The following is a 24,571-nucleotide window of genomic DNA, read 5'->3' on the forward strand; positions in this document are numbered from 1 at the left end:
CGCGTTGCGCGATGTGTGCCGCACCTTCGCGGGCGTAGGATGGCGACTTTCCCTGTCCTCGACGTGCCGCCGCCATGACAGCTTCGACCCGGTCCGCTCCGCTCGCGCACTCCACCCGCCTTCGCGTCCTTGCCGTGGCCTGCCTGGCCGGGCTCGCGCTGGCCGCCTGCAAGCCGCAAGCCCCGCAGGAGCCGGCCAAGCCGGCGGCGCAGGCCGCACCGGCCGCATCGGGTTATGCCGCCGCGCATGCCGGCGACTACGCGCTGGTGCCGCTCAAGGCCGAGCTGTCCGGCTTCGACGACGCGGGCAAACGCATGATCGCCAAGCTTGTTCAGGCGAGCGAGGTCATGAACGACATCTACTGGAAGCAGTCCTGGGACGGCGACCGTGCCGCCCTGCTCGCGCGCGCCCCCGATGCGGCCACGCGTGAACTGGTCGAGGTCAACTTCGGCCCATGGGACCGCCTCAACGAAGACAGCCCGATCATCGAAGGCGTCGGTCCGCGCCCGCCGGGTGGCCCGTTCTATCCGGCCGACATGACCAAGGCCGAGTTCGAGGCGGCCACGCTGCCCGACAAGACCTCCAACTACACCCTGCTGCGGCGCGTGGACGGCAAGCTGGTCACCGTGCCCTATCACCAGGCCTACAAGGCCGACCTCGAACGTGCCGCCGCGCTGCTGCGCGAGGCCGCCGCACTGAGTGTGGACAAGTCCTTCGCCGATTACCTGACCATCCGCGCAACGGCCCTGCTCGACGACAACTTCCGTCCCAGCGACATGGCCTGGATGGAGATGAAGACCAACCCGGTCGACATCGTCATCGGCCCGATCGAGACCTACGAGGACCAGCTGTTCGGCTACAAGGCCGCGTACGAAGGGCTGGTGCTGGTCAAGGACGTGGAGTGGAGCAAGAAGCTCGCCCGCTTCGCCAGCTTCCTGCCGGCGCTGCAGAAAGGCCTGCCGGTGGAGGAGAGGTACAAGGCCGAGGTTCCGGGCTCGGCGGCCGACCTCAACGCCTACCAGGTCGTCTATTACGGCGGCAACGCCAACGTCGGCGCCAAGACCATCGCCATCAACCTGCCCAACGACGAAGAGGTGCAGCTGGCCAAGGGCACGCGCCGGTTGCAGCTGGAGAACGTGATGAAGGCGAAGTTCGACGCCATCCTCACCCCGATCGCGAAGGAACTGATCGCCGCCGACCAGCTCAAGCACGTGACCTTCGATGCCTTCTTCGAGGACGTGATGTTCCATGAGGTCGCGCACGGCCTGGGCATCAAGAAGACCCTCGACGGCAAGGGCACGGTCGACGAGGCGCTGAAGGAATACTCGTCCAGCTTCGAGGAAGGCAAGGCCGACATCCTCGGCCTGTACATGATCGATGCGCTCAGCCGCCAGGGCGAGCTGGAAGAAAGCAAGCTGATGGATGGCTACGTGACGTTCCTTGCCGGCATCCTGCGCTCAGTGCGCTTCGGTGCCAGCGATGCGCACGGCAAGGCGAACATGGTGCGGTTCAACTTCTTCGCTGAGCAGGGCGCTTTCAGCCGCGACCCGGATGGCCGCTATCGCGTCGACTTCGAGAAGATGCGCGCAGCGATGAACGCCCTCAGCGCCAAGCTGCTCAAGGTGCAGGGCGATGGCGACTACGCCGAGGCCAAGCGCATGACCGAGACGCTGGGGATGATCAAGCCGGAGCTGGCCGCGGACCTGGGACGGCTCAAGGACGCGAAGATCCCGGTGGACATCCGCTTCGAGCAGGGCGCCGGCGTGCTGGGGCTGGAGCAGTTCGCAGCGGGCAAGCCGTAAGCGATGTCCGGTTACTGCGACTACGCACCCGGCCACCCGCTGCACGGCCCTTACCACGACCGCGAGTACGGATTCCCGCAACGCGAGGACGCCGTGCTGTTCGAGCGGCTCGTGCTGGAGATCAACCAGGCCGGGTTGAGCTGGGAAACCATGCTGCGCAAGCGCGAAGGGTTCCACAGCGCCTATGACGGTTTCGACATCGACAAGGTCGCCGCTTACGGCGAGGCCGATCGCACGCGGCTGCTCAACGATGCCGGGATCATCCGCAACCGGCTGAAGGTCGACGCGGCGATCCACAACGCCCAGGTGATCCAGGGCCTGCGCGCTTCGCACGGCAGCTTCGCGCAGTGGCTGGACGCGAACATGCAGGTGGATGGCAAGCGACGCGACAAGGCCGACTGGGTGAAGCTGTTCAAGAAGGCGTTCCGCTTCACCGGCGGGGAGATCACCGGCGAGTTTCTGATGAGCCTGGGCTATCTGCCCGGCGCGCACCGCGACAGCTGCCCGGTGCAGGCGCGGATCATCAAGCTCAAGCCGCCGCTCGATCCGCCCTGGCGGCGCCCGTAGCCCGGGCAAGCGAAGCGCACCCGGGGCTTCATCGCCCGAAACCCGGGTGCGCTTCGCTTGCCCGGGCTACGTGATGCAACAAAAAAGCCGGGCATGTGCCCGGCTTTTTCGTACGGCTCATGGCGCGATATCAGCGCACTTCAGCGCACTTCAGCGACCTCGATACCGTCCATGCCCGCGGCCAGCGTCCGGGCGTCGCCGCCCTGGGCCAGCTTGATGCGCAGGCGCACTTCGTTCTGCGAGTCGGCGTAGCGCAGCGCGTCCTCGTAGCTGATCTCGCCGGCCTGGTACAGCTCGAACAGGCTCTGGTCGAAGGTCTTCATGCCCAGCTGCACGGACTCCTTCATCACTTCCTTGATCTTGTGGATCTCGCCGTCGCGGATGTAGTCCTGCACCAGCGGCGTGCCGAGCAGGATTTCCATCGCCACGCGCCGGCCCTTGCCGTCCGGGGTCGGGATCAGCTGCTGCGCGACCACGCCCTTGAGGTTCAGCGACAGGTCCATCAGCAGCTGCTGGCGGCGGTCTTCCGGGAAGAAGTTGATGATGCGGTCCATCGCCTGGTTGGCGTTGTTGGCGTGCAGCGTGCACAGCACCAGGTGGCCGGTTTCGGCGAAGGCGATCGCGTGGTCCATGCCCTCGCGGGTACGCACCTCGCCGATCATGATCACGTCCGGCGCCTGGCGCAGGGTGTTCTTCAGCGCCGCGTCCCAGCTGTCGGTGTCGATGCCGACTTCGCGCTGGGTGATGATGCAGCCCTCGTGCTTGTGCACGAATTCGATCGGGTCCTCGATGGTGATGATGTGACCGGTCGAGTTGAGGTTGCGGTAGCCGATCATGGCCGCCAGCGACGTAGACTTACCCGTGCCGGTCGCGCCGACGAAGATGATGATGCCTCGCTTGGTCATCGCCAGCGTCTTGATCACCGGCGGCAGGTTGAGTTCCTCGACCGACGGGATCTTGGTCTCGATCCGGCGCAGCACCATGCCGACCTGGTTGCGCTGGTAGAAGCAGCTGACGCGGAAGCGGCCGACGCCGGCGACGCCGATCGCGAAGTTGCACTCGTGGGTCTTCTCGAACTCCTCGCGCTGCTGCGGCGTCATCACGTTGAGGACGAGGTCGCGGCTCTGCTGAGGCGTCAGCGGGTTCTGGGTGATCGGCGAGATCTTGCCGTGGACCTTCATCGACGGCGGCATGCCGGCGGTGATGAACAGGTCCGACGCCTTCTGGTGCGCCATCAGCTTGAGGAACGAGGTGAAATCGATGCTGCCGCCGGTGCTGCTGCTCATGCGTTACTCCAGTGCCGCCAGGCTCCCCGGCCGGTGCGGCGTGTGACTGACGAAACTGCCCTCACCCCGGCCGCCTGTGGCGGCCTGTCCTCTCCCGCTGGCGGGAGAGGAGGGTGTTCAATCATTCGAAAAGACGCTTGTCCTTGGCGTACTCGCGCGCCTGCGGACGCAGGATCAGGCCGCGCTTGACCAGGTCTTGCAGATGCTGGTCGAGCGTCATCATTCCGTACTGCTGGCCGGTCTGGATCGACGAGTACATCTGCGCGACCTTGTCCTCGCGGATCAGGTTACGGATCGCCGGGATGCCGACCATGATTTCCCAGGCCGCGGTACGACCGCCGCCGACCTTCTTCAGCAGCGCCTGCGAGATCACCGCGCGCAGCGACTCCGACAGCATCGAGCGCACCATCGGCTTTTCGCCGGCGGGGAACACGTCGATGATTCGGTCGACCGTCTTGGCCGCCGAGGAGGTGTGCAGGGTGCCGAACACCAGGTGGCCGGTTTCCGCGGCGGTCAGCGCCAGGCGGATGGTCTCCAGGTCGCGCAACTCGCCGACCAGGATGTAGTCGGGGTCTTCGCGCAGGGCCGAGCGCAGCGCTTCGTTGAATCCGTGCGTGTCGCGGTGCACTTCGCGCTGGTTGATCAGGCACTTCTGCGAGGTGTGGACGAACTCGATCGGATCCTCGACCGAGAGGATGTGGCCGTATTCGTTCTTGTTGATGTGGTCGATCATCGCCGCCAGCGTGGTCGACTTGCCCGAGCCGGTCGGGCCGGTCACCAGGATCAGGCCCTGCGGCTGGTCGATCAGCTCGCGGAAGATCGGCGGGCAACCCAGGTCGTCCAGGGCCAGCACTTCCGAGGGAATGGTACGGAACACCGCACCGGCGCCGCGGTTCTGGTTGAAGGCGTTGACGCGGAAACGCGCCAGGCCGGGAATCTCGAAGGAGAAGTCGACCTCGAGGAATTCTTCGAAGTCGCGACGCTGCTTGTCCGACATGATGTCGTAGACCAGCGCGTGCACCTGCTTGTGGTCCAGGGCCGGGATGTTGATGCGGCGGACGTCGCCGTCGACCCGGATCATCGGAGGCAAGCCCGCAGACAGGTGCAGGTCGGATGCTTTGTTCTTTACCGAAAACGCCAGAAGTTCGGCGATATCCATGCGTGCTCCCCTGCACTGCCACTGGAAAAACTGACTTGAAGATCAGTACCTTGAACACAGGGCACTTGAAGCGCCCCGTAGTGGAACCAAACTACCCCTGCGCCGCAGTATAGCCCCCTAACCTCGCCATCTTTCCAGCACTTTAGACAGGAATTGAGACGTGCGCGCCAGCGCCCTGCAGGACATGCAACTCAAGCTTGAGAACGCGGCGGAGGCAGCTGGACGGCCAGTGCCGCGGCTGCTCGCCGTCAGCAAGACCCAGGATGCGACGGCCGTCGCGGAACTGGCGGCCGCCGGCCAGCGCGCCTTTGGCGAGAACTACGTGCAGGAGACCGCCGCCAAGCAGCCGGCCCTGGCCGGCCTGGGCCTGGAGTGGCACCTGATCGGCCATCTGCAGTCCAACAAGGCCAGGGAAGCGGCGACCCTGTTCGACTGGGTCCAGACCGTCGACCGGGCCAAGCTGGTGGCGGCGCTGGCGCAGCACCGGCCGGCGGACCGGCCAGCGCTGAACGTGCTGATCCAGGTCAATATCGACGACGAAGACAGCAAACACGGCTGCCAGCCCGGGGACGTGTACGCCTTGGCCGATGCCATCGCCGCACAGCCGCGCCTGCGCCTGCGCGGGCTGATGGCCATCCCGACGCCCCACCCCGATCCCGAACGGCGACGCGGTGCGTTCCGCCGAACCCGGGAGCTGTTCGAGGCCCTGCGTGCCGCGCACCCTGACCTCGATACCTTGTCGATGGGCATGAGCGACGACCATGCCATCGCGATCGCCGAAGGGGCGACCATGGTGCGCATCGGCACCGCGCTGTTCGGCGCCCGGCCGAGGCCGGGCTGACGCCTTGCTATCCTCGATGACCGGCCCCGACCGTCATTCGCCTTTTTCCCCTGCATGCCCCAGATCGAATCCCCCACGACCCATTCCGGCGCCATCGCCTTCATTGGCGGCGGCAACATGGCGCGCAGCCTCATCGGAGGCCTGATCGCACGAGGCCAGGCGGCCGACAGCGTGCACGTCGCCGAACCGGCCGACGCCCTGCGCGAAGCACTGGAACGCGACTTCCATATCCAGGCCTTCGGCAATGCCGCCGAAGCCGCGGCCGGTACCGATGTGTGGATCCTCGCGGTCAAGCCACAGGTGATGGCCAGCGTCTGCGCCGAACTTGCCGAAGTCGCACAGGCCAGGCGACCGCTGGTGATCTCGATCGCGGCCGGCATCACCGCTGCCCAGCTTGATGGCTGGCTGGGCGGTGGCCTGGCCGTAGTCCGGGCGATGCCCAATACGCCAGCCCTGCTCGGCGTCGGCATCACCGGCCTGTTCGCCAACGACCAGACCGATGCCCACCAGCGCGACCATGCCGCGGGCCTGCTCGATGCGGTCGGGCCGACGGTCTGGATCGACGACGAAAGCCGGATGGATGCGGTCACCGCCGTGTCCGGCAGTGGCCCGGCGTATGTGTTCCTGCTTGCCGAAGCGATGCAGGCGGCCGGCGTCGCCCAGGGGCTGACACCCGAGGCGGCGCGGGCACTGGTCCAGCAGACCCTGCTCGGCGCAGCCACGATGCTCACCCGCCTCGACGAACCGGCCGACGTGCTGCGTGCCCGGGTGACCTCGCCCGGCGGCACCACCCAGGCCGCGATCGAAACCTTCGAGGCCGGCGGCTTCCGCGAACTGGTCGCCCTCGCCATCGCCGCCGCCACCGAGCGTGGCCGGCAGTTGTCCGCGGCCAACCACTGACGCCAAGTACTGATTGCCTGAGGAGACCCCGCATGCGCATTGCCCCCACCCTGGCGTTGCTGATCGCCGGCCTTGCCGGCTGCAGCGGCAGCGCCCCGCCGCCGGCCACGCCGGCCGCCACCGCCCCGCAGGGCGAAGCCGTCAGCCGCGTCGGTGATGTCAGCGTCCGTGCCAACGCGATGCAGACCTCGGCCTTGTCGCCGGGCGTGGCCAGCCAGTACGGCATCAGCCGCGCCGACAACACGGTGATGCTGCTGGTCGCCGTGCGCCAGGGCCCGGAAGCACAGGAAGTCGCGCTGCCGGCACGCATCACCGCCACCGCCACCGACCTGCGCGGCCGCCGCCAGAACATCGAGATGCGCGAACTGCGCAGCGGCGACCTGCTCGATTACATCGGCACCGCCGAGGCCACGCCGCCGGACACGCTGCGCTTCGACGTGACGGTCGTGCGCGAGAACGGGGCGACATCGACGATGCAGTTCACGCGGGATTTCTATCCACGGTGAGGTCAGGTCGACCGCAGTGACCACGCCCGGATGATCGCGGCGATTTCCCGCACGCCGTCGGTCAACGCCGCCGGCCCGGGCTGCAGGATGATCGGCGACTTGATCTCGTGCAGCTCGCCGTCGCGCACCGCCGGGATCGCATCCCAGCCCGGTCGCGCCGACACCTTCTCCGGCCGGAACTTCTTCCCGCACCACGAGCCCAGGATGATGTCCGGCGCGCGTCGCACCACCTCGCCCGCATCCTCCAGGATCCGCTGTTTCGCCAGCGACTCGGCCGCGCGCTCGGGAAAGATGTCGTCGCCGCCGGCAATGCGCACCAGTTCGGCAACCCAGCGGATGCCGGTGATCGGCGGCTCGTCCCATTCCTCGAAGTACACCTTCGGTCGCCGCGACAGCTTCGCCGCTTCATCGGCGATTGCATCGAGCCCGCGCTGCAGCTGGTCGGCATAGGCGTTGGCGCGATCGGCCGCGCCCACCAGCGCACCCAGCCGGCGGACGTAGTCGATGATGCCGTCGACGCTGCGGTGATTGCTGATCCATACCTCGACGCCGTGGCGGATCAGTTCACCGGCAATCTCGGCCTGGATGTCGGAGAAGCCGATGACGAAATCCGGCTGCAGCTTGAGGATCTCGCCAATCTTGGCGCTGGTGAATGCGCTGACCTTGGGCTTTTCCCTGCGCGCGATCGACGGGCGCACGGTGAAGCCGCTGATGCCGACGATGCGGTCCTGCTCACCCAGCGCGTAGAGCGTTTCGGTCGGTTCCTCGGTGAGGCAGACGATGCGCTGCGGCCCCACGGTCCTGCCCGCCGGGCTCACGGATACAGCATCCGCTTGTGCCACTCACCGGCGCGGTCCAGTTCGAAGCACTGCCGCTCGTGCAGGCGGTAGTTGGCCCCGTACCAGAACTCGATCAGCGAAGGCCGTACGCGCAGCCCGGTCCAGCGCGGCGGCCGCGGCACGTCGCGACCCTCGAAGCGCTGTCCGGCGTCGGCCAGGCGCTGCTCGAAGGTCTCGCGCGAATCCAGCGTCTCCGACTGCTTCGACGCCCAGGCGCCCAGCTGGCTGCCTCGTGGGCGCAGGGCGAAGTAGGCATCGGCTTCGTCGTCGTTGACGATTTCGACCGGCCCTTCGATGCGCACCTGCACGCCTTCGCGCACGCGCGGCCAATGGAAAAGCAGCGCCGCATGCGGGTTGGCCTGCAGCTCGCGGCCTTTGCGTCCGTCCAGGTGCGTGTAGAAGACGAAGCCGCGTGCGTCGTGCGCCTTGAGCAGCACGGTGCGGACCGACGGCCGCGCATCCAGGCCGGCAGTGGCCAGGTACATCGCGGTCGGATCGGGCTCGCCGGCCTGACCGGCCTCGGCGAACAGTTGCGCGAAGGTGACGAGGGCTTCGTTGAGCAGGGCGGGGGTATCCATTGCGCTATTGTGGGCCGATGTCGCCACGGCTGCATCCCTCCGCGAGTTCGCCCGCAGTTGCGTCCCCCGGCTTCGCCCCGTGGCTGGTCGAACAGGTGCTCGATGACGCCCTGGCACACGGCAGTCGCATCCATGCGATCGCCGGACTGCAGGGATCGGGCAAGTCGACGCTGGCGGCCCAGGTCGCCACCCTCGCCCGTGGTCGCGGCTTGCGCGTGGCGGTGCTGTCGATCGATGATTTCTATCTCGGACGGCGCCAACGGCTGCAGCTCGGTCATCAAGTGCACCCATTGCTGGCCACGCGCGGGCCGCCTGGCACGCACGACGTGGCGCTGGCGTGCGCCACGCTCGATGCGTTGCGCGAGGGAAAGCCGGTGCGGCTGCCACGCTTCGACAAGCTCGCCGACACGCGGTTGCCGCCGTCGCGCTGGCCGTGGGCGCGCGAGGTCGACCTGGCGTTGTTCGAAGGCTGGTTCCTGAAGACGCCGGCACAGGCGACCGATGAGCTGCGCGAGCCGATCAATGCCGTCGAGCGCGACGAAGACCCCGATGGCGGCTGGCGCCGCTACTGCAACGAGGCTCTGGCCCGGGACTATCCGCCGCTGTGGTCGCGGCTGGATCGCCTGCTGTTCCTGCAGCCCCCGGGCTTCGAAGCGGTGCCGCAGTGGCGCTGGCAGCAGGAACAGGCGCTGGCGTCGCAGGCGCGCGCACGCCGGGCGCACCAGGCGCCCGCGCGGCAGGCAATGAGCGAGGCCGCGCTGCAGCGATTCGTGCAGCTGTTCGAGCGCGTCAGCCGGCAGGCGCTGCGGCGGTTGCCCGGCATTGCCGAATGGACACTTCCGCTGGATGCGCGGCGGCTGCCGCTGACCGGATCCGGTCAGCGCTGAGCAATCGAAGCTACGCCGCATCCCGTCAAGATCACGCGAGTACCGTAGCCGTCGCGGCTGGCTACAATCGACGGATGAACTCCACCGGCAATCTCATCCTGGTCGGCCCCATGGGCGCCGGCAAGTCGTGCATCGGCCGCGTCCTCGCCGAGCGCTTCGGCTTGCGCCTGGTCGACGTCGACCACGAGATCGAGCAGCGCGCCGGCGCCAACATCAGCACCATCTTCGAATGCGAGGGAGAAGCCGGTTTCCGCACGCGTGAGCGCAGCATGCTGGCCGAGCTGCTTGCCGACGATGGCATGGTGCTCTCCACCGGCGGCGGCGCGGTACTCGACCCGGACAATCGCAGGCAGTTGCGCGAGCGCGGCTTCGTCGTCCACCTGCACGTCAGCGTCGAGCGCCAGATCGAACGCCTGGCCCGCGACCGCAGCCGCCCACTGCTCGCACGCGGCGATCGCGCGCAGGTGCTGCACTCGCTGGCCGCCGAACGCGAGCCGTTGTACGCGCAGGTTGCCGACCTGCGCTTCGACACCAACCACTACACCGCCACCGAAGTCGCTTCGCGACTCGCGCAGGAGCTGCAAACGCACTGGCACCGCGAAGCGCCTGCACGGATCGACGCCGGCTTGCAGCGCGCGCACAGCAAGGAACCGACATGAGCACGATGCGCACCGTCAGGGTCGAAGGCGAATCGCTGTACGACATCAGCATCGGACCGGGCCTGCTGGCCGATCCGGTTCGCATCAGCCACGTGCTGCGCGGGCGCCATGCCCTGATCGTCAGCGACAGCAACGTCGCCCCGCTCTACGCCGACCGTGTCGAGCAGACCGTGCGCACCGCGCGACCGGGCATCGAGGTTGCGCGCTTCGTGATGCCGGCCGGCGAGCAGGAGAAGACCCTGTCGCGCTTCTGCGAATGCCTGGATGCGCTGGCACGGCTCGGTGCAACGCGCGATGCCGCGGTGGTCGCCCTCGGCGGCGGCGTGATCGGCGACCTCGCCGGCTTCGCCGCGGCCTGCTGGATGCGCGGAATCGATGTCGTGCAGATGCCGACGACGCTGCTGTCGATGGTCGACTCGTCGGTGGGCGGCAAGACCGGCGTCGACCTGCCGGCGGGAAAGAACCTGGCCGGCGCGTTCCATGCGCCGCGCGCGGTCATTGCCGACACGGCGGTGCTGCGCACGCTGCCGCCGCGCGAACTCAGTGCCGGCCTGGCCGAAGTGGTGAAGTACGGCGCGGTCTTCGGCGCCGACTTCCTCGGCTGGCTCGAATCGCACGCATCGGCGCTGCTGGCCGGCGACGACATGGCACTGACCGAGGCGATCGCGCGCTCGTGCCTGTACAAGGCAGAAGTGGTTTCGCGCGACCCCTACGAGCACGGCGAACGCGCCCTGCTCAACTTCGGCCACACCTTCGGCCACGCGATCGAGGCCGAGCAGGGTTACGCCGGCGCCGGCAGCGATTCGCTCAACCACGGCGAGGCGGTTGCCGTCGGCATGGTCCTGGCGGCGCGGCTGTCGACCGCGCTGGGTCGTGCCCCCGCGGCCGACGCACAACGCCTGCAGACGCTGCTGCAACGCCTCGGCCTGCCGACCGCGATCCCGCATGGCCTGGACCCGCAGGCCCTGCTGTCACGCATGCGCCTGGACAAGAAGGCCGAGGCCGGTGGACTGCGCTTCATCCTCTGGGACCACGCCGGCCTGGCCAGCGTGGTCCGGGGCGTGCCGGACGAGCGCGTACTCGAAGTGCTCAGCACCGGCTGAGCGTCGCCCGGGTAAGCAAAGCGCACCCGGGACCGCCAGGGCTACTACTACCCCGGGTGCGCTTCGCTTACCCGGGCTACGGCGGGTGGGCCTGCTCCCGTACAATCCGGGCATGCGCCTGCTACTGCAACAACGGCCGGACGGCCGCGAAGCGCCGCGCTTCGTGCAACTGATGCTCCAGCCCGACCTGCTCGGCGGCTGGACCCTGGTGCGCGAATCGGGGCAGATCGGCGGCCGCAGTACGCTGCGGCGGGAGCAGTTCCTCGACCAGGCCAGTGCCCTGGAAGCGCTCGAACAGGCGCGCGACCAGCAGCTCAAGCGCGGCTTCCAGCTGATGTTCGTACAGGGCGCCGACGCCCCGAAGTAGCCCTTGCCGCAACAGTCCGGTGCCCAGGTGCCGTCGAAAGGGTCGCCAGCCAGGCGCCTCCAGCGGCGATAATGCCGCCCCGCGTGACTGGATCACGCGCCCCCGAACCATGCGCCCCCCCGCGCCGAAGGATCCGCAATGACCGCAGCCGCCACGCCCCCCAAGAACGACCGTTTCCTGCGCGCCTTGCGCCGCGAGCCGGTCGACGCGACCCCGGTGTGGCTGATGCGCCAGGCCGGCCGCTACCTGCCGGAGTACCGCGCCACCCGTGCCGCCGCCGGCAGCTTCCTGGCCATGGCCAAGAACCCCGAGCTGGCCTGTGAGGTCACGCTGCAGCCGCTGCGCCGCTTCCCGCTGGATGCGGCCATCTTGTTCTCCGACATCCTGACCGTGCCCGACGCAATGGGCCTGGGGCTGTACTTCGTCGAAGGCGAGGGCCCGAAGTTCGAGCGCCCGATCCGCAACCACGACGACATCGCCCGCCTCGCCGTGCCCGACATGGACCGCGAGCTGCGCTACGTCACCGACGCGGTGCGCACGATCCGTCGCGAGCTCGACGACGGTACCGGGCAAAGCCGCGTGCCCCTGATCGGCTTTTCCGGCAGCCCGTGGACGCTGGCCTGCTACATGGTCGAAGGCGGTGGCAGCGACAACTATTCGAAGGTGAAGTCGCTCGCCCTCAACGACCCGGCGGCGATGCACAAGCTGCTCGACGTGGTCACCGACTCGGTGATTGCCTACCTCGACGCGCAGCGCCAGGCCGGCGCGCAGGCGCTGCAGGTGTTCGACACCTGGGGCGGCGTGCTGTCGCCGTCGATGTACCGCGAATTCTCGCTGCGCTACCTCAAGCGCATCGCCCAGGAACTGCCGCGTGGCGACGACAAGACGCCGCTGATCCTGTTCGGCAAGGGCAATGGCGCCTACCTCGAGGAACTGGCGGCCAGCGGCACCGAGGCCGTGGGCGTCGACTGGACGGTGGAACTGGGTGATGCCGCACGCCGCACCGGTGGCAAGGTCGCGCTGCAGGGCAACCTCGATCCGGTGACGCTGTACGCGCAGCCCGAAGCGATCCGCCGCGAAGTCGGCCGTGCCCTCGACGATTACGCCGCCGGCAATGGCGGCTCGCGCGAAGGCCACGTCTTCAACCTCGGCCATGGCATGTCGCCGGACATGAGCCCCGACCACGTCGCCGCACTGGTGGCGGCGGTGCACGAGCTCAGCGCGCGCTGACGGCACTGCGGGCGCACCGCTGCCGGTGCGCCCGCCGGTACTACGACCCGTTCAAAGATGCCGGGTCTCGGGCGGCGGATTCCCCCAGTTGTTGTTGCGCCCATCGGCATGGTGGACCGGCGCCGCGATCAGCTCCTGCGCAGTCGCGTCGTCCAGGCACGCGACCTGCACCGACACATACTCGCCACCGATCTCCTCGACGTAACCACGGCCGAACGAGCGCACGCCGCAATGCCTGCAGAACAGGTGGTGCGCGCTCATCGTCCCGAACTGGTAGTCGACGAGTGCGTCTTCACCCGACAGGAGCCGGAACGCTTCGGGCTTGACGATGGCGCCCCAGTTGCGGGTCTTCGTGCACACCGAGCAATTGCACTTTCCCGTTCCGGCGCTGAGGTCGATATCGGCCTCGAAGCGGACCGCACCGCAATGGCAACTTCCGTTGTAGGTCTTTTGCATCAAACTCCTCCACCTCCATCCAGGGACGATCCATGGAGGATAAAGCAACCGCACGTCTTCACGCTCTCTCAACGCGGCAGGGGTGTGATATCGCGCCGGTGATCATCCCGGACTCGACTGCCTGCATGGTCGGCCGGGCACATTGAATCCGGAGGACGAACCATGATGGTTGCCACCACGCAGTTTCGCGTGCACGGCTGTGCGTGGATCCTGCTCGCAGCTGCGGCGCTGCCCCTTGCCTGCGGTGCTGCGCCGCGTGTGGATCCCGCGCTTGTGCCCGACACCACGCTGGCAATCCCGCCGCTGCATTTGGACAGCAACGGTGCACTCATGATCGCTCCGTCGGCCACGTCGTCGCGGCACGACTTCGACTACCTCGTCGGCAACTGGACGCTGAGGAACCGGAAACTGAAATCCCGGCTCACCGGCTCGACGGAATGGATCGACTTCGCGTCCCGCGTGGAGATGCACCAGATCCTCGACGGCCTCGGCAACATCGACAAGTACACCGAGCATGGCGCGGGAAAACCGTACGAAGGCGTTGCGTTGCGGCTGTTCGATCCCGCGACACGGCTGTGGAGCATCTATTGGGCGGACGGCAACTCCGGGCGCCTGGACCCGCCGGTCGTCGGATCGTTCGAGAACAAGGTCGGTCACTTCTTCGCCCGGGATACCTACAAGGGCAAGAAGATCATCGTGGTGTTCCGATGGGACGTGCGCAACCCGCAGTTGCCGATCTGGAGCCAGGCGTTCTCCACCGATGAGGGCAAGACCTGGGAGTGGAACTCGATCAACGTTTCGGAACGCGTCAAGTAGCGCGTCCATGTAAACCCGCACCGGAACGCGCTTCACCACACTCGCTCCCCGACGCATTCGACGATCAAAGGCCCGCCACCGGGCGGGCCTTTGACGAGTGCAGCCGGCCAGCTCAGTTCCCGCGCTTCACCACACTTCGCAACGATCCGCCTGCAGCCGGACCATCGGTGCATCCGCCTTGCACTGGAAGGCCTGGCGGAACTCCGGCAGGTTCGACAGCGGCCCGTTGACGCGGAACTTGGCGATCGGGTGCGGGTCGCCCTGGATCATGCTGCGCTGGGTCTCGATGCGCGTTTCGTCACCACGCCACTGGCCCCACGCGATGAAGAACTGCTGCTCGGGAGTGAACCCGTCGATGGTCGGCTCCGGGCCCTTGCCTTCGCGCGATTTCAGGTAGCCGCGGTAGGCGAGCTTGGCGCCTGCGAGGTCGCCGATGGATTCGCCCAGCACCAGCTTGCCGTTGTGATGGACGCCAGGCTCGATGAAGTAGCCCTCGAACTGGTTCACCACGCACTGGCCCTTCGCCTGGAACTGCTTGTTGTCCTCGGGTGTCCACCAGTTGGCCAACCTGCCCTGCGCGTCGAACTGCGCGCCCTGGTCGTCGAAGCCATGGCTGATCTCGTGGCCGATGACCACGCCGATCGCGCCGTAGTTGACGGCGTCGGTGGCGTTCACGTCGAACGCCGGCGGCTGCAGGATGCCGGCCGGGAACACGATCTCGTTCTGCAGCGGGTTGTAGTACGCATTCGAGGTCGGCGGCGTCATGCCCCAGCGACTGCGATCGGTCGGCTTGCCGACCTGGCTGCGGTTGTCGGCGACGTTCCAGCGCGACGCGGCGACGAGGTTGTCCCAGGCCGAATCCCGCGAAACTACGACGCCCTTGTAGTCCTTGAACTTGTCCGGATAGCCCAGCTTCGGGAAGAAGGTCGAGCGCTTCTCCAGGGCCTTCTTCTTGGTCGCCTCGTCCATCCAGTCGAGGCCGCGGATGGTGTCGTCCATCGCCGCCAGGATGTTCTTCACCATGTCCTGCATGCGCGCCTTGGCTTCCGGCGGGAAGTACTTCTCCACGTACTTCTGGCCGAGCGCCTCGCCGAGCTGGGTATCGGTGAGTTCGGCGCAGCGCTTCCAGCGTGGCTTGATCTCGGTGGCGCCGGTCAGGAATTTACCGTTGAAGGCGAAGTTCTCCTCGACGAACGGCTGCGACAGCGAGTCCGCGGCGGTGTTGAGCACCTGCCACTGAAGGTAGGTTTTCCACTGCGGGAGCGGGGTCGTCGCCAGCTCCGTTTCGACCTGCTGCAGGAACTTCGGCTGGGTCACGTTCAACGCATTGCGCGGCATGCCGGCGGCATCGAAGTACTTCGCCCAGTCAAAGCTGGGCGTGAGTTTGGCCAGGTCGGAGAACGCGGTCGGGTTGTCCTGGAGCTTGGGGTCGCGCAGCTGCACGTTGTCGAACGAGGCCTGCGCCAGGCGCTTCTCGAAGGCGAACACCGAGTCGGCGTTCTGCCGCGCCTGCGCCGCCGGGATGCCTGCCAGTTCGAACATCTTCGCCACGTGCACGAGGTACTTCGCCCGCGCCTCGACGAAACGCGGTTCGTCCTTGATGTAGTAGTCGCGGTCCGGCATGCCAAGGCCGGCGGCGTAGATGTGCGCAATGGTCCTGGACGGCTCGTGCAGGTCTTCGCCGGCGAACACCGCGAACGGCACGGCCACGCCCACGTCCTGCAGCTTTCCGATCATGCGCTGCACCCCGGCCTTGTCCTTGATCGAGTCGACCTCGGCCAGCCACGGCCGCACCGGCTTGTTGCCCAGCGCATCGACGCGCGACTCGTCCATGCATGCGGCGTAGAAGTCGCCGGCCAGCTGGCCCGCGCTGCCCCTGGGCCAGTCCGTGCGCGCGGACAACTCGGTGAGGATGTCGCGCACGTGTTCCTTGTTGACCTCGCCCGATTGCCAGCGGCGGCTCCAGCGGTCCATGTAGTTGGGGATCGGATTCTGCTGCCGCCATGCACCGTTGGCGTAGTCGAAGAAATCGGTGCAGGCATCGCCGTTGCGGTTCATGTCTTCGGGATGTATCCCGTGCACGGCGCCGGCGGATGCGGTGGTGGCGGCGGCCAACAACGCGACGAGCGGAAGGCTGGACCTGATCACGGCAACGCCCCTTGCTGGGATGGTGGCCGCCACTATAGCCGCAGGGTTCCCCCGGACCCGTCCCGGAAGTCCTGCCCTCCCCGGCTATTCCTGCCCGCGATCCAGGTGGGTCAGGTCCAGGTGGGTCAGGTCCTGATGGGTAAGGTCCTGATGGGTAAGGAACAGGCGCAGATCGAACTCCAGCTGGTGGTAGTCGGGCTCCATGTGCGTGCACAGCTGGTAGAAGGCCTTGTTGTGGTCGGCTTCCTTCAGGTGCGCGAGCTCGTGCACGACGATCATCTTCAGGAACTCGGCAGGCGCATCGCGGAACACCGTGGCAATGCGGATCTCGCGACTGGCCTTGAGCCTGCCGCCGTGCATGCGCGAGATCGCAGTATGGGTGCCGAGCGCATGCTTCATCACCTGCAGCTTGCTGTCATAGAGCACCTTGCCCAGGGGCACCGATTTGCGCAGGTGGCGGTCCTTGAGTGCCTGGACGTAGTCGTACAGCTGGCCATCGCTGCGAACCGCGTGCGCCTGGCCGTACTTGTCGGCGAGCATCGTGCCCAGCCGATCCTGCTCGATCAGCTCGCGAACGCGCGCCTGCAGATGCGGCGGGTAGCCAGCGAGGTACTTCAGGTCCTGCATCGGCACGGGGACGGCGGTGGCGGGGTCGAGGGGTATAATGGGCCGGAAATACCCGGCTAGAAATAGCGACCAACCAGCAACTTAGAAGCAGCGACATGGCGAAGGCGAATCCGCTTCAGGAACAACTGCTCAAGGCGGGCCTCGTCAAGAAGTCCAAGGTGGCCGAGGTGGCGCGCGAGCAGAACAAGGCCCGGCACGCCAAGGGTCCGTCCGGGCCCGGCGAGATCCAGCTGGAAGCGGAGCGGGCACGGGCCGAGAAGGCCGAGCGCGACCGCGCACTGGCGGCGGAGCGCAAAGCCCAGGCACGCATCGCCGAACTTCGCGCCCAGGCGCGGCAGATCATCGAGGACAGGAAGGTACCGCGCACGGGCGAGAGCGAGTACCGCTTCACCGCCGACGGCGCCATCCGCACCCTGCTGGTCGATGCGGACCTGCGCAGGAAGTTGTCCTCCGGCGTGCTCGTTATCGCCCGCCTCGACGACCGCTACGAACTGCTGCCGCGCGCGGCCGCCGACAAGGTGCGTGAACGCGACGCCAGCATGATCGTGCTCGACCATGGCCAGGAGGCCGGCACCGCGCCGTCCGCCGCAACCTCCGAAGACGATGCGTACTACGCGCGGTTCCAGGTTCCCGACGACCTGATCTGGTGATCGCTCGGCGACCCGGTGCTATCACCGCGCAGCCCTGGCCCCGCTGATGTCTGCAAGGTTGCCAAGCGCCGTGCGCGTGGCGTGCTGGTCTTCCGCTGCCAGCCGGTCGATCTCCGCGGCGAGCGTTTCAATCCGGTCCATGCGGGCGTTGTAGCGGTCCACTGCCGCGTCGTCGGAGAAGTACAGGCCGCCCTCATCGAATGATGTCGACCCCACCAGGGCGTCCATCATGTCCAGCACCGCAAGGTACTCGGCACGCGCGGCATTCTGCGTTTCCAGGATCCGCCGACTGCGATCCAGTCGCACTGCCTGGGAGGCCCTGTGGCCGTTCCAGAACTTCAGCCATTGGCCCCGTTCGGGAACCTTTCCCTGCAGTGCTGCGTCGAGCTCGCCGAGCGCACCGTCGGAAACCTTCATCTGCAGGCCCATCACATCCATGGCCGCGTGCACCTGCCGTCGGCCCCAGTCGATGCGCTCGTGCGTGGTCAGGTTCCCGGGCGCCAGCACGTCCTCCATCGGGATCGTCGCGAGCTGGCGATCCAGTTCGACGAGTTCCTTGCCACAGCGGCTCGCGGCGTCCTGGAAGCTCAGGCGAATGAAGCGGACGATCTCGGCGTCCGAACGCGGAACCACGCCGGACGCCAACCATTGCTGGTCGCGGGCGGAGAGCGCAGCGACCACGGGGCGACCGGAGCCGTCGTCGGCGTCCAGGGCCTGATGGGCGATCGCCGCCATCGCGACACGCTCGTCAAGCAGTGCCATGTCGCGCTTCGGGAAGGGGCGACCGTTGTACTGCAGGCCAGCCACGAATGTGAGCAGGCAGAAGAACCAGACCCAGGACACGCGCAGCGGTTTGCGCAGACCGACCATGATCCATCCGACTGCAAGCGGAACCAGCGCCAGGCCAACGGCGATGACATTCCACGCCCCTTGTCCCGCGCCCGACGCCGCATAGGCCCGCGCGGCCGCCACGCCCAGCGCCGTCGTGAGTGCCAGCATGCCGAGCACGTGCGGCCAACGTCGACCGGGGAGTGCCTGGGTTGCGCGCATGGGCGATTGCAACGGCTGGTTCATTCGTAGTCCCCCTGGTGGAAAGCATTGCAACCCACGCTGTGCGGGCTCCGCACAAGGCTACCGGCGCGGAACGCCCTCGAGCAGGCCCGCCAGCATCGCCCCGGTCACCGGCTTGCGCAGGAAGCCATGGAATCCCGCCGCAGTCGCCTGTGGCTCGGCGTCGGCGTCGGCGCGCGCGGTGATCGCCAGCAGCGGCCGGCTGAAGCCCTGCGCACGCAACTGTTCGGCCAATGCAAGGCCATCCATGCCGGGCAGGTCCAGGTCGAGCAGCGCCGCGTCGAACGATGCGGTGGCTGCTTCGGCCAGTGCCGACAGGCCATGCGCGGCATGCGTTACCCGATGCCCCTGCGCACGCAGCAAGCCGCTGATGACTTCGGCGACGGTCGGGTCGTCCTCGACCAGCAGCAACGACAGCGGCCCGCCACGCGATGCCAGCAGTGCGTCGCCAGCATCGTGCGCCGATGGCGCCACTGCTTCGGCGAGCGGAAGGTCGACGATGAACCGGGCGCCCTCGCCCGGCGTGCTTTCGACGCGGATGCTGCCGCCCATGGCTTCGGCCAGCTCCTGGCAAATCGCCAGGCCCAGCCCGCTGCCACCGTAGCGCGCGGCCGTGCGTACGCCTTCGGCCTGCTCGAAGCGCCGGAACAGCCGCACCAGTTGTTCCTCGCTGATGCCCGGGCCGGTGTCGGCGACCTCGAAGCGCACGCCCTGCGGCGACAGCGCGGACACGCGCAGCGATACCGAACCCTTTTCGGTGAACTTGATGGCATTGCCGAGCAGGTTGAGCAGGATCTGGCAGACGCGGTTGGCGTCGCCACGCAATCCGGCCGGTGCACCGGTGCCGATGTCGGCGTTGAATGCCAGGCCGCGTTGCCGCGCCAGGGGCGCCATCAGCGAGGCGGCCTCGTCGACCACCTCGTGCAGGGCGAACGGCGCATCGGCGAGTTCGAGCTTGCCCGATTCGATCCGCGCCAGGTCCAGTGCGTCGTTGACCAGGCGCAGCAGGTGGCGCCCGGCGCGACGGATCGAATCGACGTAACCGCGCTGGCGATGGTCGAGCGGCGTGTCCATCAACAGCTCGCTCATGCCCAGCACGCCGGTCATGGGCGTGCGCACTTCGTGGCCGAGCGTGGCGAGGAACTGGGTCTTGGCCAGCGAGGCCTGCTTGGCGAGCTCGCGCTCCTGCTGGGCCAGCTGCCAGTCGTGCCTGCGCTTGAGGCGACGCCGGTAGGCGTCGGCCATCCACCACCCCAGCAACGCCGCCAGCCCGACAAACCCGGCGATTGCCGGCCAGGTCTGCCACCACGGAGCGGCCACGGTGAACGAGATCGTCTGCGCCCGCGACCAGACGTTGTCGGCCGTGCGCGCCGCCACCTGCAGGTCGTAGCGACCCGGCTTCAGCTGCGAGAAGACGCGTTCGCCGACCGAACCGACTTCGACCCAGGCGTTGTCGTAGCCCGCCAGGCGAAACCTGTACGCATGATTGCGCGCGTCATTGAACGACAGCAGCCGCGCGACGATGCGCAGGTCGCGGTCGTCATGGCGGATCTCGAACGGTCGCGCGGGGAAGAACGAGATCCGCTGGTCGCTGCGGCGGGCGTCGATGCTCTCGATCACCAGGTGCGGCGCCTGCGTGTTCGGCCGCACCGTCGAAGGGTCGAACAGCACCAGCCCCTCGGGACTGCCGACGAGGATCTTGCCGTCGCGGCGACTGGCCACCGGCGCGATGTCGAACTCCTGGCTCGGCAAACCGTCGCGCACGCCATACACGCGCACCGCGCGCCGCTGCGGATCCACCCGGGTGAGGCCGCGCACGCTCGACATCCAGACGATGCCGGCGGCGTCCACGCTCAGGCCGCCGGCGGCGACCAGCGGCAGGCCGTCGTCGGTGCCCATGCGCCATTCCCGCTGCAGCGTCGAACCGGCCCAGCGGTACGCCTCCAGTTCGCCCAGGCGCGCCAGCCAGACCTGGCCGCGCGTATCGGTGGCAAAGCCATGGACGCGGCCCTGGCCTGCGCCGGGAATTGGCTCGAAGCGGTGCCTGCCCGCGTTCCATCGCGACATGCCCGCGCTGCCAGCCAGCCACAGAGCGCCGTCCGGCCCCAACCCGGCCTGTTCGATGAAAACGTCGCTGGCCAGGCCGATGGCCTCGCCGGGCACCATGGTCTCGCGGATGCGGCCGTCGGGCGAACGCACCTGCATGACGCCGTCCTCGGTGATCAGCCAGACCATGCCGTCACCGGTCTCCACCAGCTTGCTCTCGCCGGCCGGCGCCGGATCGCTCTCGTCGTCGACGCTCCAGCGGCGCAACCGGTGCGATCCGGCTTCGATGCGTGCCAGGCCGCCGACATAACTCACCCAGACCGCGCCGGATCGATCCTCCAGCACGTGCGACAGGATGTAGCCGTCGCCGACATCGCGCGCGACATGGGTGATCGCACCGCTGTCGGGGTCGAGCCGGTCGAGCACGCCACCGCTGCCGACCAGCCACATCGTTCCATCCGCGGACGGGGCGATGCCGCGAACGTGCGCGTTGGCCAGCGAGGTGGCGTCGTCGATGCGGCGCGACATCACCGCGAACTGGCGCCAGTTCGCCGGCAGGTACCACAGTCCGTTGCTGCTGCTCGCAAACCACAGACCACCTTCGCGGTCCTGGTACGCGCCCACCCAGCCAGGACGCACGAGACCCTGCGCCGTGCCGCTGTAGAGCGGCACCACACTGAGCTTGCCGTGCTCGTCGCGACCCAGTCCCTGCGGGATGTCGAACCAGTACATGCCGCTGCGGTCGCGCAGCAGTACATGCAGGATCGAGTCCTTCATTCCCGCATCGGCCCACGGCGTCGCCGAGACGCGACCATCGACGTGGCGCACGCCGACGCCGCGCGGGGTTGCGAACCAGAGCGTGCCGTCGGCCTCGGCCGTGATGCCGTTGACCAGCGGCGAACTCAGCGCGTTCGGCGGCAGGCGCTCGAAGGCGCGACCGGTCCAGCGCGCGACGCCGCCCTTGGTGCCGGCCCAGAGGCTGCCATCGGGCGCGACCACCAGCTGCCCGACCTCGGCATCGGGCAGGCTGCGCGGGTCGCCGGCGAGCGGCATGAAACGGGTGACCTTGCCGTCGCCATCGAGCCGGTGCAGGCCGCCGAACGAGGTGCCGAACCAGATCGAGCCGTCGGGCGTGGAGGTCACGGCCCACACGGTGTCGCTGCCGATCTGCGGCGTGTTGGCGCGGTTGTAGTAACGGAACTGCTTGCGGTCGGTGTCGAGCATCGCCAGCCCGGCCTGGCTGGTGCCGATCCAGACACGGTTGCGCGCATCGACGTGGACGGCCCAGACGAAGTTGTCGCGCAGGCCGTGCTCGGCGCGCCAGATGCGGAAACCGATGCCGTCGTAGCGCGCCAGTCCGTCGCTGGTCGCGATCCACAGATAGCCGTTGTGGTCTTCGGTGATGCCGTTGATGCGGTTGGACGGCAGGCCATCGGCCACGGTGATCTGGCGCGGCCGCGGGGTCTCCGGAACGGCGGCGTGGACCGGCCAGAGCGCTGCACTTGCCAGCCACAGCAGCAGCACCATCCTTGCGATCGCTCGTGTCCGCATTGCCCCTGTCCGGCTTCCTGTCCCCGCCGCTAGGCTGGTCGAAGCGCCGGTGCGGCGCAAGTCCACGGCGGCTGGGCCGATGCCTGCAACGATCCGTTGCGGGCGTCCACGGACCCGTTCACCCGCCTGCGCCTAGAATCACTCCCCTAGAATCGCTCCCTTGGATTGCCGCCCCCGGGATCGCCCGCCATGAGCCCCAGACCGATGCCACGAACCCGTTGCACCCGCGTGTTCGTCCTGCTCGGCATCGCGCCGGCGCTGGCCATGGCGGCGCCGCCGGAGACCTGGTCGCTCGACCCGGTGCACACCCGCGTGCTGTTTGCGGTGGAGCACGCGGGCTTCTCGCATGCGCTGGGCACCGTATCGGGCAGCACCGGCACCCTGGTGTTCGACCGTGACGACTGGAAGTCGGCGCGGCTCGACGTGCAGGTGCCGCTGCAACGCCTCGACCTGGGTGATGGCAAATGGAACAAGGCCGTGCTCGCGGCCAACCTGCTCGACGCGCAACGGTATCCGGTGGCGCACTTCGTTTCCGCCACGGTCGAGCCGGTCGATGTCGACCATGCCAAGGTCTGCGGCGAACTGAACCTGCGCGGTGTCAGCAAGCCGCTGTGCATGGACGTCACCCTCAACGCGGTCAAGCGCCATCCGCTGCCGCCGTTCCGCCGCACCGCCGGGTTCTCCGCCACGGCCAGCCTCAGCCGCGCGGATTTCGGCATGACCGCCTGGAAGAACGTGATCGGCGATCGGGTCGACCTGCGCATCGAGGCCGAGGCCCTGCGCGATCGCGGTGCAGGCGAACCGGCCAATGACGCCGTGCCGCCAGCCGGCGAAGCGCAGCCGGCCACCGAGCCAACCTCCGAGCCCGCCGTCAAACCACCGGGCACGGAACCGCCGAGCGACCCGCCGGCCACCCAGGAACCCGCACCGGAAACGACTCCATGACCTTGAAGAACACTGCCGACCGCTGGGGCGCCATCAGCCAGCTGCTGCACTGGCTGATCGTGCTGCTGATCCTCGGGCTCGGCGTGGTCGGCCTGATCATGGTCGAGCTGCCGAAATCGCCGCGCTATTTCTGGGTCTACGACCTGCACAAGTCGTTCGGCATCAGCGTGCTCGCCCTGATGTTGCTGCGCCTGGCCTGGCGCCTGGTCGCCGGCGCGCCGCAGGCGGTGCCGGGAACGCCGGGCTGGCAGCATCGAATCGCCACCGTCACCCACGGCCTGCTGTATGCGTTGACGTTCGCCGTGCCGCTGTCGGGCTGGCTGTACGACTCGGTCAGTGGCCTGCGTCCGATGCGCTGGTTCGGACTGTTCAAGATGCCCAAGATCGCCGCCCCCAGCCAGGAACTGCAGCCGCTGGTGCGTGACTGGCACGAATGGTTGTTCTGGATCCTGATCGCGCTGGTTGCCGTGCACGCGGCGGCAGCGCTGTACCACCACCTCTTTCAGCACGACGCCACCTTGTCCCGCATGCTTCCGGGCCGGCGCCGCGCCCCTTCCCCCGCTTCGGAGATCCGCTGATGTTCATCCACTTGAAGTCGAGCCCGCTGAAGTCGAGCCTGTCGAGGACGAGCCAGCGCTTCACCCTGGCTGCGAGCGTGGCCGCGTCGCTGCTGCTGGCCACGCCCGCCTTCGCCGCCAACTATGTGCAGGCCGCGGGCTCGACGCTGACCTTTGCCAGCAAGTACGAAGGCGAAGTCTTCACCGGTCGCTTCCCCGGCTTCGTCACCAGTTTCAGTTTCGATCCGCAGCAACTGGCCACCGCCAAGCTCGACGTGACCATCCCGCTGGCTTCTGCGACCACCGCCAACACCGATCGCGACGATGCATTGAAGGGCAGCGATTTCTTTGCGTCGGGCAAGTTCCCCCAGGCCCGCTACACCGCGACGAAGTTCCGCAGCCTCGGCGGCAACCAGTACGCGGCCGATGGTTCGCTGAGCCTGCGCGGCGTCAGCAAGCCGGTGACGCTGACCTTCACCTGGACGCCTGGCGCCAAGCCGGTGCTGGCCGGCAAGGCCACGATCAAGCGCCTGGACTTCGGTGTCGGCGGCGGCGACTGGGCCGATACCGCGGCGATCCCCAACGAAGTGGCAGTGAGCACCAAGGTCGTGTTCGACCCGGCGAAGTAGCTCGCGCCTACGCCGGTTCTGCGAGGAATGCCCGCAGCCGTTCTAGGTCGAACGGCCAGTCCAGCTCGATACCGCGGCCCTCGTCGCGCAGCACCGGCACGCGCACGCCATAGCGCAGCTCCAGGCCGTCGTCGGCGTCGATGAACACGCTCTCGAATTCGGGCACGCGCGCCACCGCCAGCACTTCCAGCGCCAGATCGCACAGGTGGCAGTCGTCACGCTGGAACAGCGTCAGCGCAGGTGCGGCGGCAGGGATCGAGTCATGCAGGGAATGGGGCATCCAATCGCTCACGGTTCCGGGCATCGGCAATGCGGCAGGGTATGGCAGGGTGACCCTGCCAGGGCGCGTAG

25 protein-coding genes are annotated in these 24,571 nt (G+C 67.8%); 15 read left to right on the top strand and 10 right to left on the bottom strand.

Features of this window, described 5'->3' with window-relative positions:
* Window positions 1-74 precede the first annotated feature (74 nt).
* Window positions 75-1,802 carry a Zn-dependent hydrolase gene (locus MNR01_RS06970; protein WP_241920198.1) on the top strand — a complete coding sequence of 576 codons (1,728 nt, stop codon included), beginning with the start codon at window positions 75-77 and terminating at the stop codon, window positions 1,800-1,802.
* 3 nt (window positions 1,803-1,805) lie between these two features.
* Window positions 1,806-2,369 (top strand): DNA-3-methyladenine glycosylase I, encoded by a 564-nt coding sequence (locus tag MNR01_RS06975; protein WP_241920199.1) that lies wholly within the window; start codon window positions 1,806-1,808, stop codon window positions 2,367-2,369.
* 140 nt (window positions 2,370-2,509) lie between these two features.
* On the opposite strand, the gene MNR01_RS06980 is transcribed toward MNR01_RS06975, so the two are convergent.
* Complete coding sequence (locus MNR01_RS06980) at window positions 2,510-3,655, bottom strand: PilT/PilU family type 4a pilus ATPase (protein ID WP_241920200.1); 1,146 nt, start codon at window positions 3,653-3,655, stop codon at window positions 2,510-2,512.
* A gap of 121 nt (window positions 3,656-3,776) precedes the next feature.
* Window positions 3,777-4,814, bottom strand: coding sequence for a type IV pilus twitching motility protein PilT (locus tag MNR01_RS06985; RefSeq protein WP_241920201.1), 1,038 nt, complete (start codon window positions 4,812-4,814; stop codon window positions 3,777-3,779).
* A 184-nt stretch (window positions 4,815-4,998) separates the two neighbouring features.
* On the opposite strand from MNR01_RS06985, the gene MNR01_RS06990 reads away from it, so the two are divergent.
* The 3 genes from MNR01_RS06990 to MNR01_RS07000 are packed head-to-tail and all read left to right on the top strand — an operon-like array spanning window position 4,999 to window position 7,061.
* On the top strand, window positions 4,999-5,655 hold the full coding sequence (locus MNR01_RS06990) for a YggS family pyridoxal phosphate-dependent enzyme (RefSeq protein WP_241920551.1): 657 nt from the start codon (window positions 4,999-5,001) through the stop codon (window positions 5,653-5,655).
* 54 nt (window positions 5,656-5,709) lie between these two features.
* Window positions 5,710-6,555, top strand: a complete 846-nt coding sequence (proC, locus tag MNR01_RS06995) for a pyrroline-5-carboxylate reductase (RefSeq protein WP_241920202.1) — start codon at window positions 5,710-5,712, stop codon at window positions 6,553-6,555.
* Between the two features lie 32 nt (window positions 6,556-6,587).
* Complete coding sequence (locus MNR01_RS07000) at window positions 6,588-7,061, top strand: DUF4426 domain-containing protein (protein ID WP_241920203.1); 474 nt, start codon at window positions 6,588-6,590, stop codon at window positions 7,059-7,061.
* A gap of 2 nt (window positions 7,062-7,063) precedes the next feature.
* Here MNR01_RS07000 and MNR01_RS07005 read toward each other — a convergent pair whose 3' ends face one another.
* Together MNR01_RS07005 and pdxH are read right to left on the bottom strand one after the other, a co-directional pair.
* Window positions 7,064-7,858: a cobalamin-binding protein gene (locus MNR01_RS07005; protein ID WP_241920552.1), complete on the bottom strand. Its 795-nt coding sequence runs from the start codon at window positions 7,856-7,858 to the stop codon at window positions 7,064-7,066.
* A gap of 17 nt (window positions 7,859-7,875) precedes the next feature.
* Complete coding sequence (gene pdxH / locus MNR01_RS07010; protein WP_241920204.1) at window positions 7,876-8,478, bottom strand: pyridoxamine 5'-phosphate oxidase; 603 nt, start codon at window positions 8,476-8,478, stop codon at window positions 7,876-7,878.
* A gap of 17 nt (window positions 8,479-8,495) precedes the next feature.
* Between pdxH and MNR01_RS07015 the strand changes: the two genes are divergently transcribed.
* From MNR01_RS07015 to hemE, 5 genes are all read left to right on the top strand, one after another.
* Window positions 8,496-9,365 (top strand): kinase, encoded by an 870-nt coding sequence (locus tag MNR01_RS07015; protein ID WP_241920205.1) that lies wholly within the window; start codon window positions 8,496-8,498, stop codon window positions 9,363-9,365.
* A 74-nt stretch (window positions 9,366-9,439) separates the two neighbouring features.
* Complete coding sequence (locus MNR01_RS07020) at window positions 9,440-10,024, top strand: shikimate kinase (RefSeq protein WP_241920206.1); 585 nt, start codon at window positions 9,440-9,442, stop codon at window positions 10,022-10,024.
* Window positions 10,021-11,127 carry a 3-dehydroquinate synthase gene (aroB, locus tag MNR01_RS07025; protein ID WP_241920207.1) on the top strand — a complete coding sequence of 369 codons (1,107 nt, stop codon included), beginning with the start codon at window positions 10,021-10,023 and terminating at the stop codon, window positions 11,125-11,127. Before MNR01_RS07020 ends, aroB begins: the two co-directional genes overlap by 4 nt.
* Window positions 11,128-11,239: 112 nt before the next feature.
* On the top strand, window positions 11,240-11,494 hold the full coding sequence (locus tag MNR01_RS07030; protein ID WP_241920208.1) for a WGR domain-containing protein: 255 nt from the start codon (window positions 11,240-11,242) through the stop codon (window positions 11,492-11,494).
* Between the two features lie 138 nt (window positions 11,495-11,632).
* On the top strand, window positions 11,633-12,724 hold the full coding sequence (gene hemE, locus MNR01_RS07035; RefSeq protein ID WP_241920209.1) for a uroporphyrinogen decarboxylase: 1,092 nt from the start codon (window positions 11,633-11,635) through the stop codon (window positions 12,722-12,724).
* A 51-nt stretch (window positions 12,725-12,775) separates the two neighbouring features.
* Here the strand turns inward: hemE and MNR01_RS07040 are convergent, their stop codons facing one another.
* On the bottom strand, window positions 12,776-13,180 hold the full coding sequence (locus tag MNR01_RS07040; protein ID WP_241920210.1) for a GFA family protein: 405 nt from the start codon (window positions 13,178-13,180) through the stop codon (window positions 12,776-12,778).
* 162 nt (window positions 13,181-13,342) lie between these two features.
* Between MNR01_RS07040 and MNR01_RS07045 the strand changes: the two genes are divergently transcribed.
* Window positions 13,343-13,996 carry a hypothetical protein gene (locus MNR01_RS07045; protein WP_241920211.1) on the top strand — a complete coding sequence of 218 codons (654 nt, stop codon included), beginning with the start codon at window positions 13,343-13,345 and terminating at the stop codon, window positions 13,994-13,996.
* Window positions 13,997-14,122: 126 nt separating this feature from the next.
* Here MNR01_RS07045 and MNR01_RS07050 read toward each other — a convergent pair whose 3' ends face one another.
* Window positions 14,123-16,144, bottom strand: a complete 2,022-nt coding sequence (locus MNR01_RS07050; RefSeq protein ID WP_241920212.1) for a M13 family metallopeptidase — start codon at window positions 16,142-16,144, stop codon at window positions 14,123-14,125.
* Window positions 16,145-16,228: 84 nt separating this feature from the next.
* On the bottom strand, window positions 16,229-16,771 hold the full coding sequence (locus MNR01_RS07055; protein ID WP_241920553.1) for a M48 family metallopeptidase: 543 nt from the start codon (window positions 16,769-16,771) through the stop codon (window positions 16,229-16,231).
* A gap of 95 nt (window positions 16,772-16,866) precedes the next feature.
* On the opposite strand from MNR01_RS07055, the gene MNR01_RS07060 reads away from it, so the two are divergent.
* Complete coding sequence (locus MNR01_RS07060) at window positions 16,867-17,421, top strand: DUF2058 domain-containing protein (RefSeq protein WP_241920213.1); 555 nt, start codon at window positions 16,867-16,869, stop codon at window positions 17,419-17,421.
* Between the two features lie 21 nt (window positions 17,422-17,442).
* Here the strand turns inward: MNR01_RS07060 and MNR01_RS07065 are convergent, their stop codons facing one another.
* Both MNR01_RS07065 and MNR01_RS07070 read right to left on the bottom strand, forming a co-directional pair.
* Window positions 17,443-18,429, bottom strand: coding sequence for a hypothetical protein (locus MNR01_RS07065; RefSeq protein WP_241920214.1), 987 nt, complete (start codon window positions 18,427-18,429; stop codon window positions 17,443-17,445).
* Between the two features lie 123 nt (window positions 18,430-18,552).
* Window positions 18,553-22,089: a hybrid sensor histidine kinase/response regulator gene (locus MNR01_RS07070; protein ID WP_241920215.1), complete on the bottom strand. Its 3,537-nt coding sequence runs from the start codon at window positions 22,087-22,089 to the stop codon at window positions 18,553-18,555.
* Window positions 22,090-22,293: 204 nt separating this feature from the next.
* Here MNR01_RS07070 and MNR01_RS07075 point away from each other — a divergent pair, with 204 nt between their 5' ends.
* The 3 genes from MNR01_RS07075 to MNR01_RS07085 are packed head-to-tail and all read left to right on the top strand — an operon-like array spanning window position 22,294 to window position 24,220.
* Window positions 22,294-23,034: a YceI family protein gene (locus MNR01_RS07075; protein ID WP_241920554.1), complete on the top strand. Its 741-nt coding sequence runs from the start codon at window positions 22,294-22,296 to the stop codon at window positions 23,032-23,034.
* A complete protein-coding gene (locus MNR01_RS07080) occupies window positions 23,031-23,612 on the top strand; it encodes a cytochrome b (RefSeq protein WP_241920216.1) in 582 nt (193 codons plus the stop codon). The genes MNR01_RS07075 and MNR01_RS07080 overlap by 4 nt, the downstream gene beginning before the upstream one ends.
* Window positions 23,612-24,220, top strand: coding sequence for a YceI family protein (locus tag MNR01_RS07085; RefSeq protein WP_241920217.1), 609 nt, complete (start codon window positions 23,612-23,614; stop codon window positions 24,218-24,220). Before MNR01_RS07080 ends, MNR01_RS07085 begins: the two co-directional genes overlap by 1 nt.
* Window positions 24,221-24,227: 7 nt before the next feature.
* On the opposite strand, the gene MNR01_RS07090 is transcribed toward MNR01_RS07085, so the two are convergent.
* Window positions 24,228-24,500 (bottom strand): glutaredoxin family protein, encoded by a 273-nt coding sequence (locus MNR01_RS07090; RefSeq protein WP_241920218.1) that lies wholly within the window; start codon window positions 24,498-24,500, stop codon window positions 24,228-24,230.
* Between the last annotated feature and the right edge of the window lie 71 nt (window positions 24,501-24,571).

Source organism: Lysobacter sp. S4-A87, assembly GCF_022637455.1.
Lineage (GTDB): Bacteria > Pseudomonadota > Gammaproteobacteria > Xanthomonadales > Xanthomonadaceae > Lysobacter_J.

Coding starts and splice junctions, on each gene's coding strand:
- MNR01_RS06970 (WP_241920198.1), top strand. CDS start 75: ATGACAGCTTCGACCCGGTCCGCTCCGCTCGCGCACTCCACCCGCCTT.
- MNR01_RS06975 (WP_241920199.1), top strand. CDS start 1,806: ATGTCCGGTTACTGCGACTACGCACCCGGCCACCCGCTGCACGGCCCT.
- MNR01_RS06980 (WP_241920200.1), bottom strand. CDS start 3,655: ATGAGCAGCAGCACCGGCGGCAGCATCGATTTCACCTCGTTCCTCAAG.
- MNR01_RS06985 (WP_241920201.1), bottom strand. CDS start 4,814: ATGGATATCGCCGAACTTCTGGCGTTTTCGGTAAAGAACAAAGCATCC.
- MNR01_RS06990 (WP_241920551.1), top strand. CDS start 4,999: ATGCAACTCAAGCTTGAGAACGCGGCGGAGGCAGCTGGACGGCCAGTG.
- proC (WP_241920202.1), top strand. CDS start 5,710: ATGCCCCAGATCGAATCCCCCACGACCCATTCCGGCGCCATCGCCTTC.
- MNR01_RS07000 (WP_241920203.1), top strand. CDS start 6,588: ATGCGCATTGCCCCCACCCTGGCGTTGCTGATCGCCGGCCTTGCCGGC.
- pdxH (WP_241920204.1), bottom strand. CDS start 8,478: ATGGATACCCCCGCCCTGCTCAACGAAGCCCTCGTCACCTTCGCGCAA.
- MNR01_RS07015 (WP_241920205.1), top strand. CDS start 8,496: ATGTCGCCACGGCTGCATCCCTCCGCGAGTTCGCCCGCAGTTGCGTCC.
- MNR01_RS07020 (WP_241920206.1), top strand. CDS start 9,440: ATGAACTCCACCGGCAATCTCATCCTGGTCGGCCCCATGGGCGCCGGC.
- aroB (WP_241920207.1), top strand. CDS start 10,021: ATGAGCACGATGCGCACCGTCAGGGTCGAAGGCGAATCGCTGTACGAC.
- MNR01_RS07030 (WP_241920208.1), top strand. CDS start 11,240: ATGCGCCTGCTACTGCAACAACGGCCGGACGGCCGCGAAGCGCCGCGC.
- hemE (WP_241920209.1), top strand. CDS start 11,633: ATGACCGCAGCCGCCACGCCCCCCAAGAACGACCGTTTCCTGCGCGCC.
- MNR01_RS07040 (WP_241920210.1), bottom strand. CDS start 13,180: ATGCAAAAGACCTACAACGGAAGTTGCCATTGCGGTGCGGTCCGCTTC.
- MNR01_RS07045 (WP_241920211.1), top strand. CDS start 13,343: ATGATGGTTGCCACCACGCAGTTTCGCGTGCACGGCTGTGCGTGGATC.
- MNR01_RS07055 (WP_241920553.1), bottom strand. CDS start 16,771: ATGCAGGACCTGAAGTACCTCGCTGGCTACCCGCCGCATCTGCAGGCG.
- MNR01_RS07060 (WP_241920213.1), top strand. CDS start 16,867: ATGGCGAAGGCGAATCCGCTTCAGGAACAACTGCTCAAGGCGGGCCTC.
- MNR01_RS07070 (WP_241920215.1), bottom strand. CDS start 22,089: ATGCGGACACGAGCGATCGCAAGGATGGTGCTGCTGCTGTGGCTGGCA.
- MNR01_RS07075 (WP_241920554.1), top strand. CDS start 22,294: ATGCCACGAACCCGTTGCACCCGCGTGTTCGTCCTGCTCGGCATCGCG.
- MNR01_RS07080 (WP_241920216.1), top strand. CDS start 23,031: ATGACCTTGAAGAACACTGCCGACCGCTGGGGCGCCATCAGCCAGCTG.
- MNR01_RS07085 (WP_241920217.1), top strand. CDS start 23,612: ATGTTCATCCACTTGAAGTCGAGCCCGCTGAAGTCGAGCCTGTCGAGG.
- MNR01_RS07090 (WP_241920218.1), bottom strand. CDS start 24,500: ATGCCCCATTCCCTGCATGACTCGATCCCTGCCGCCGCACCTGCGCTG.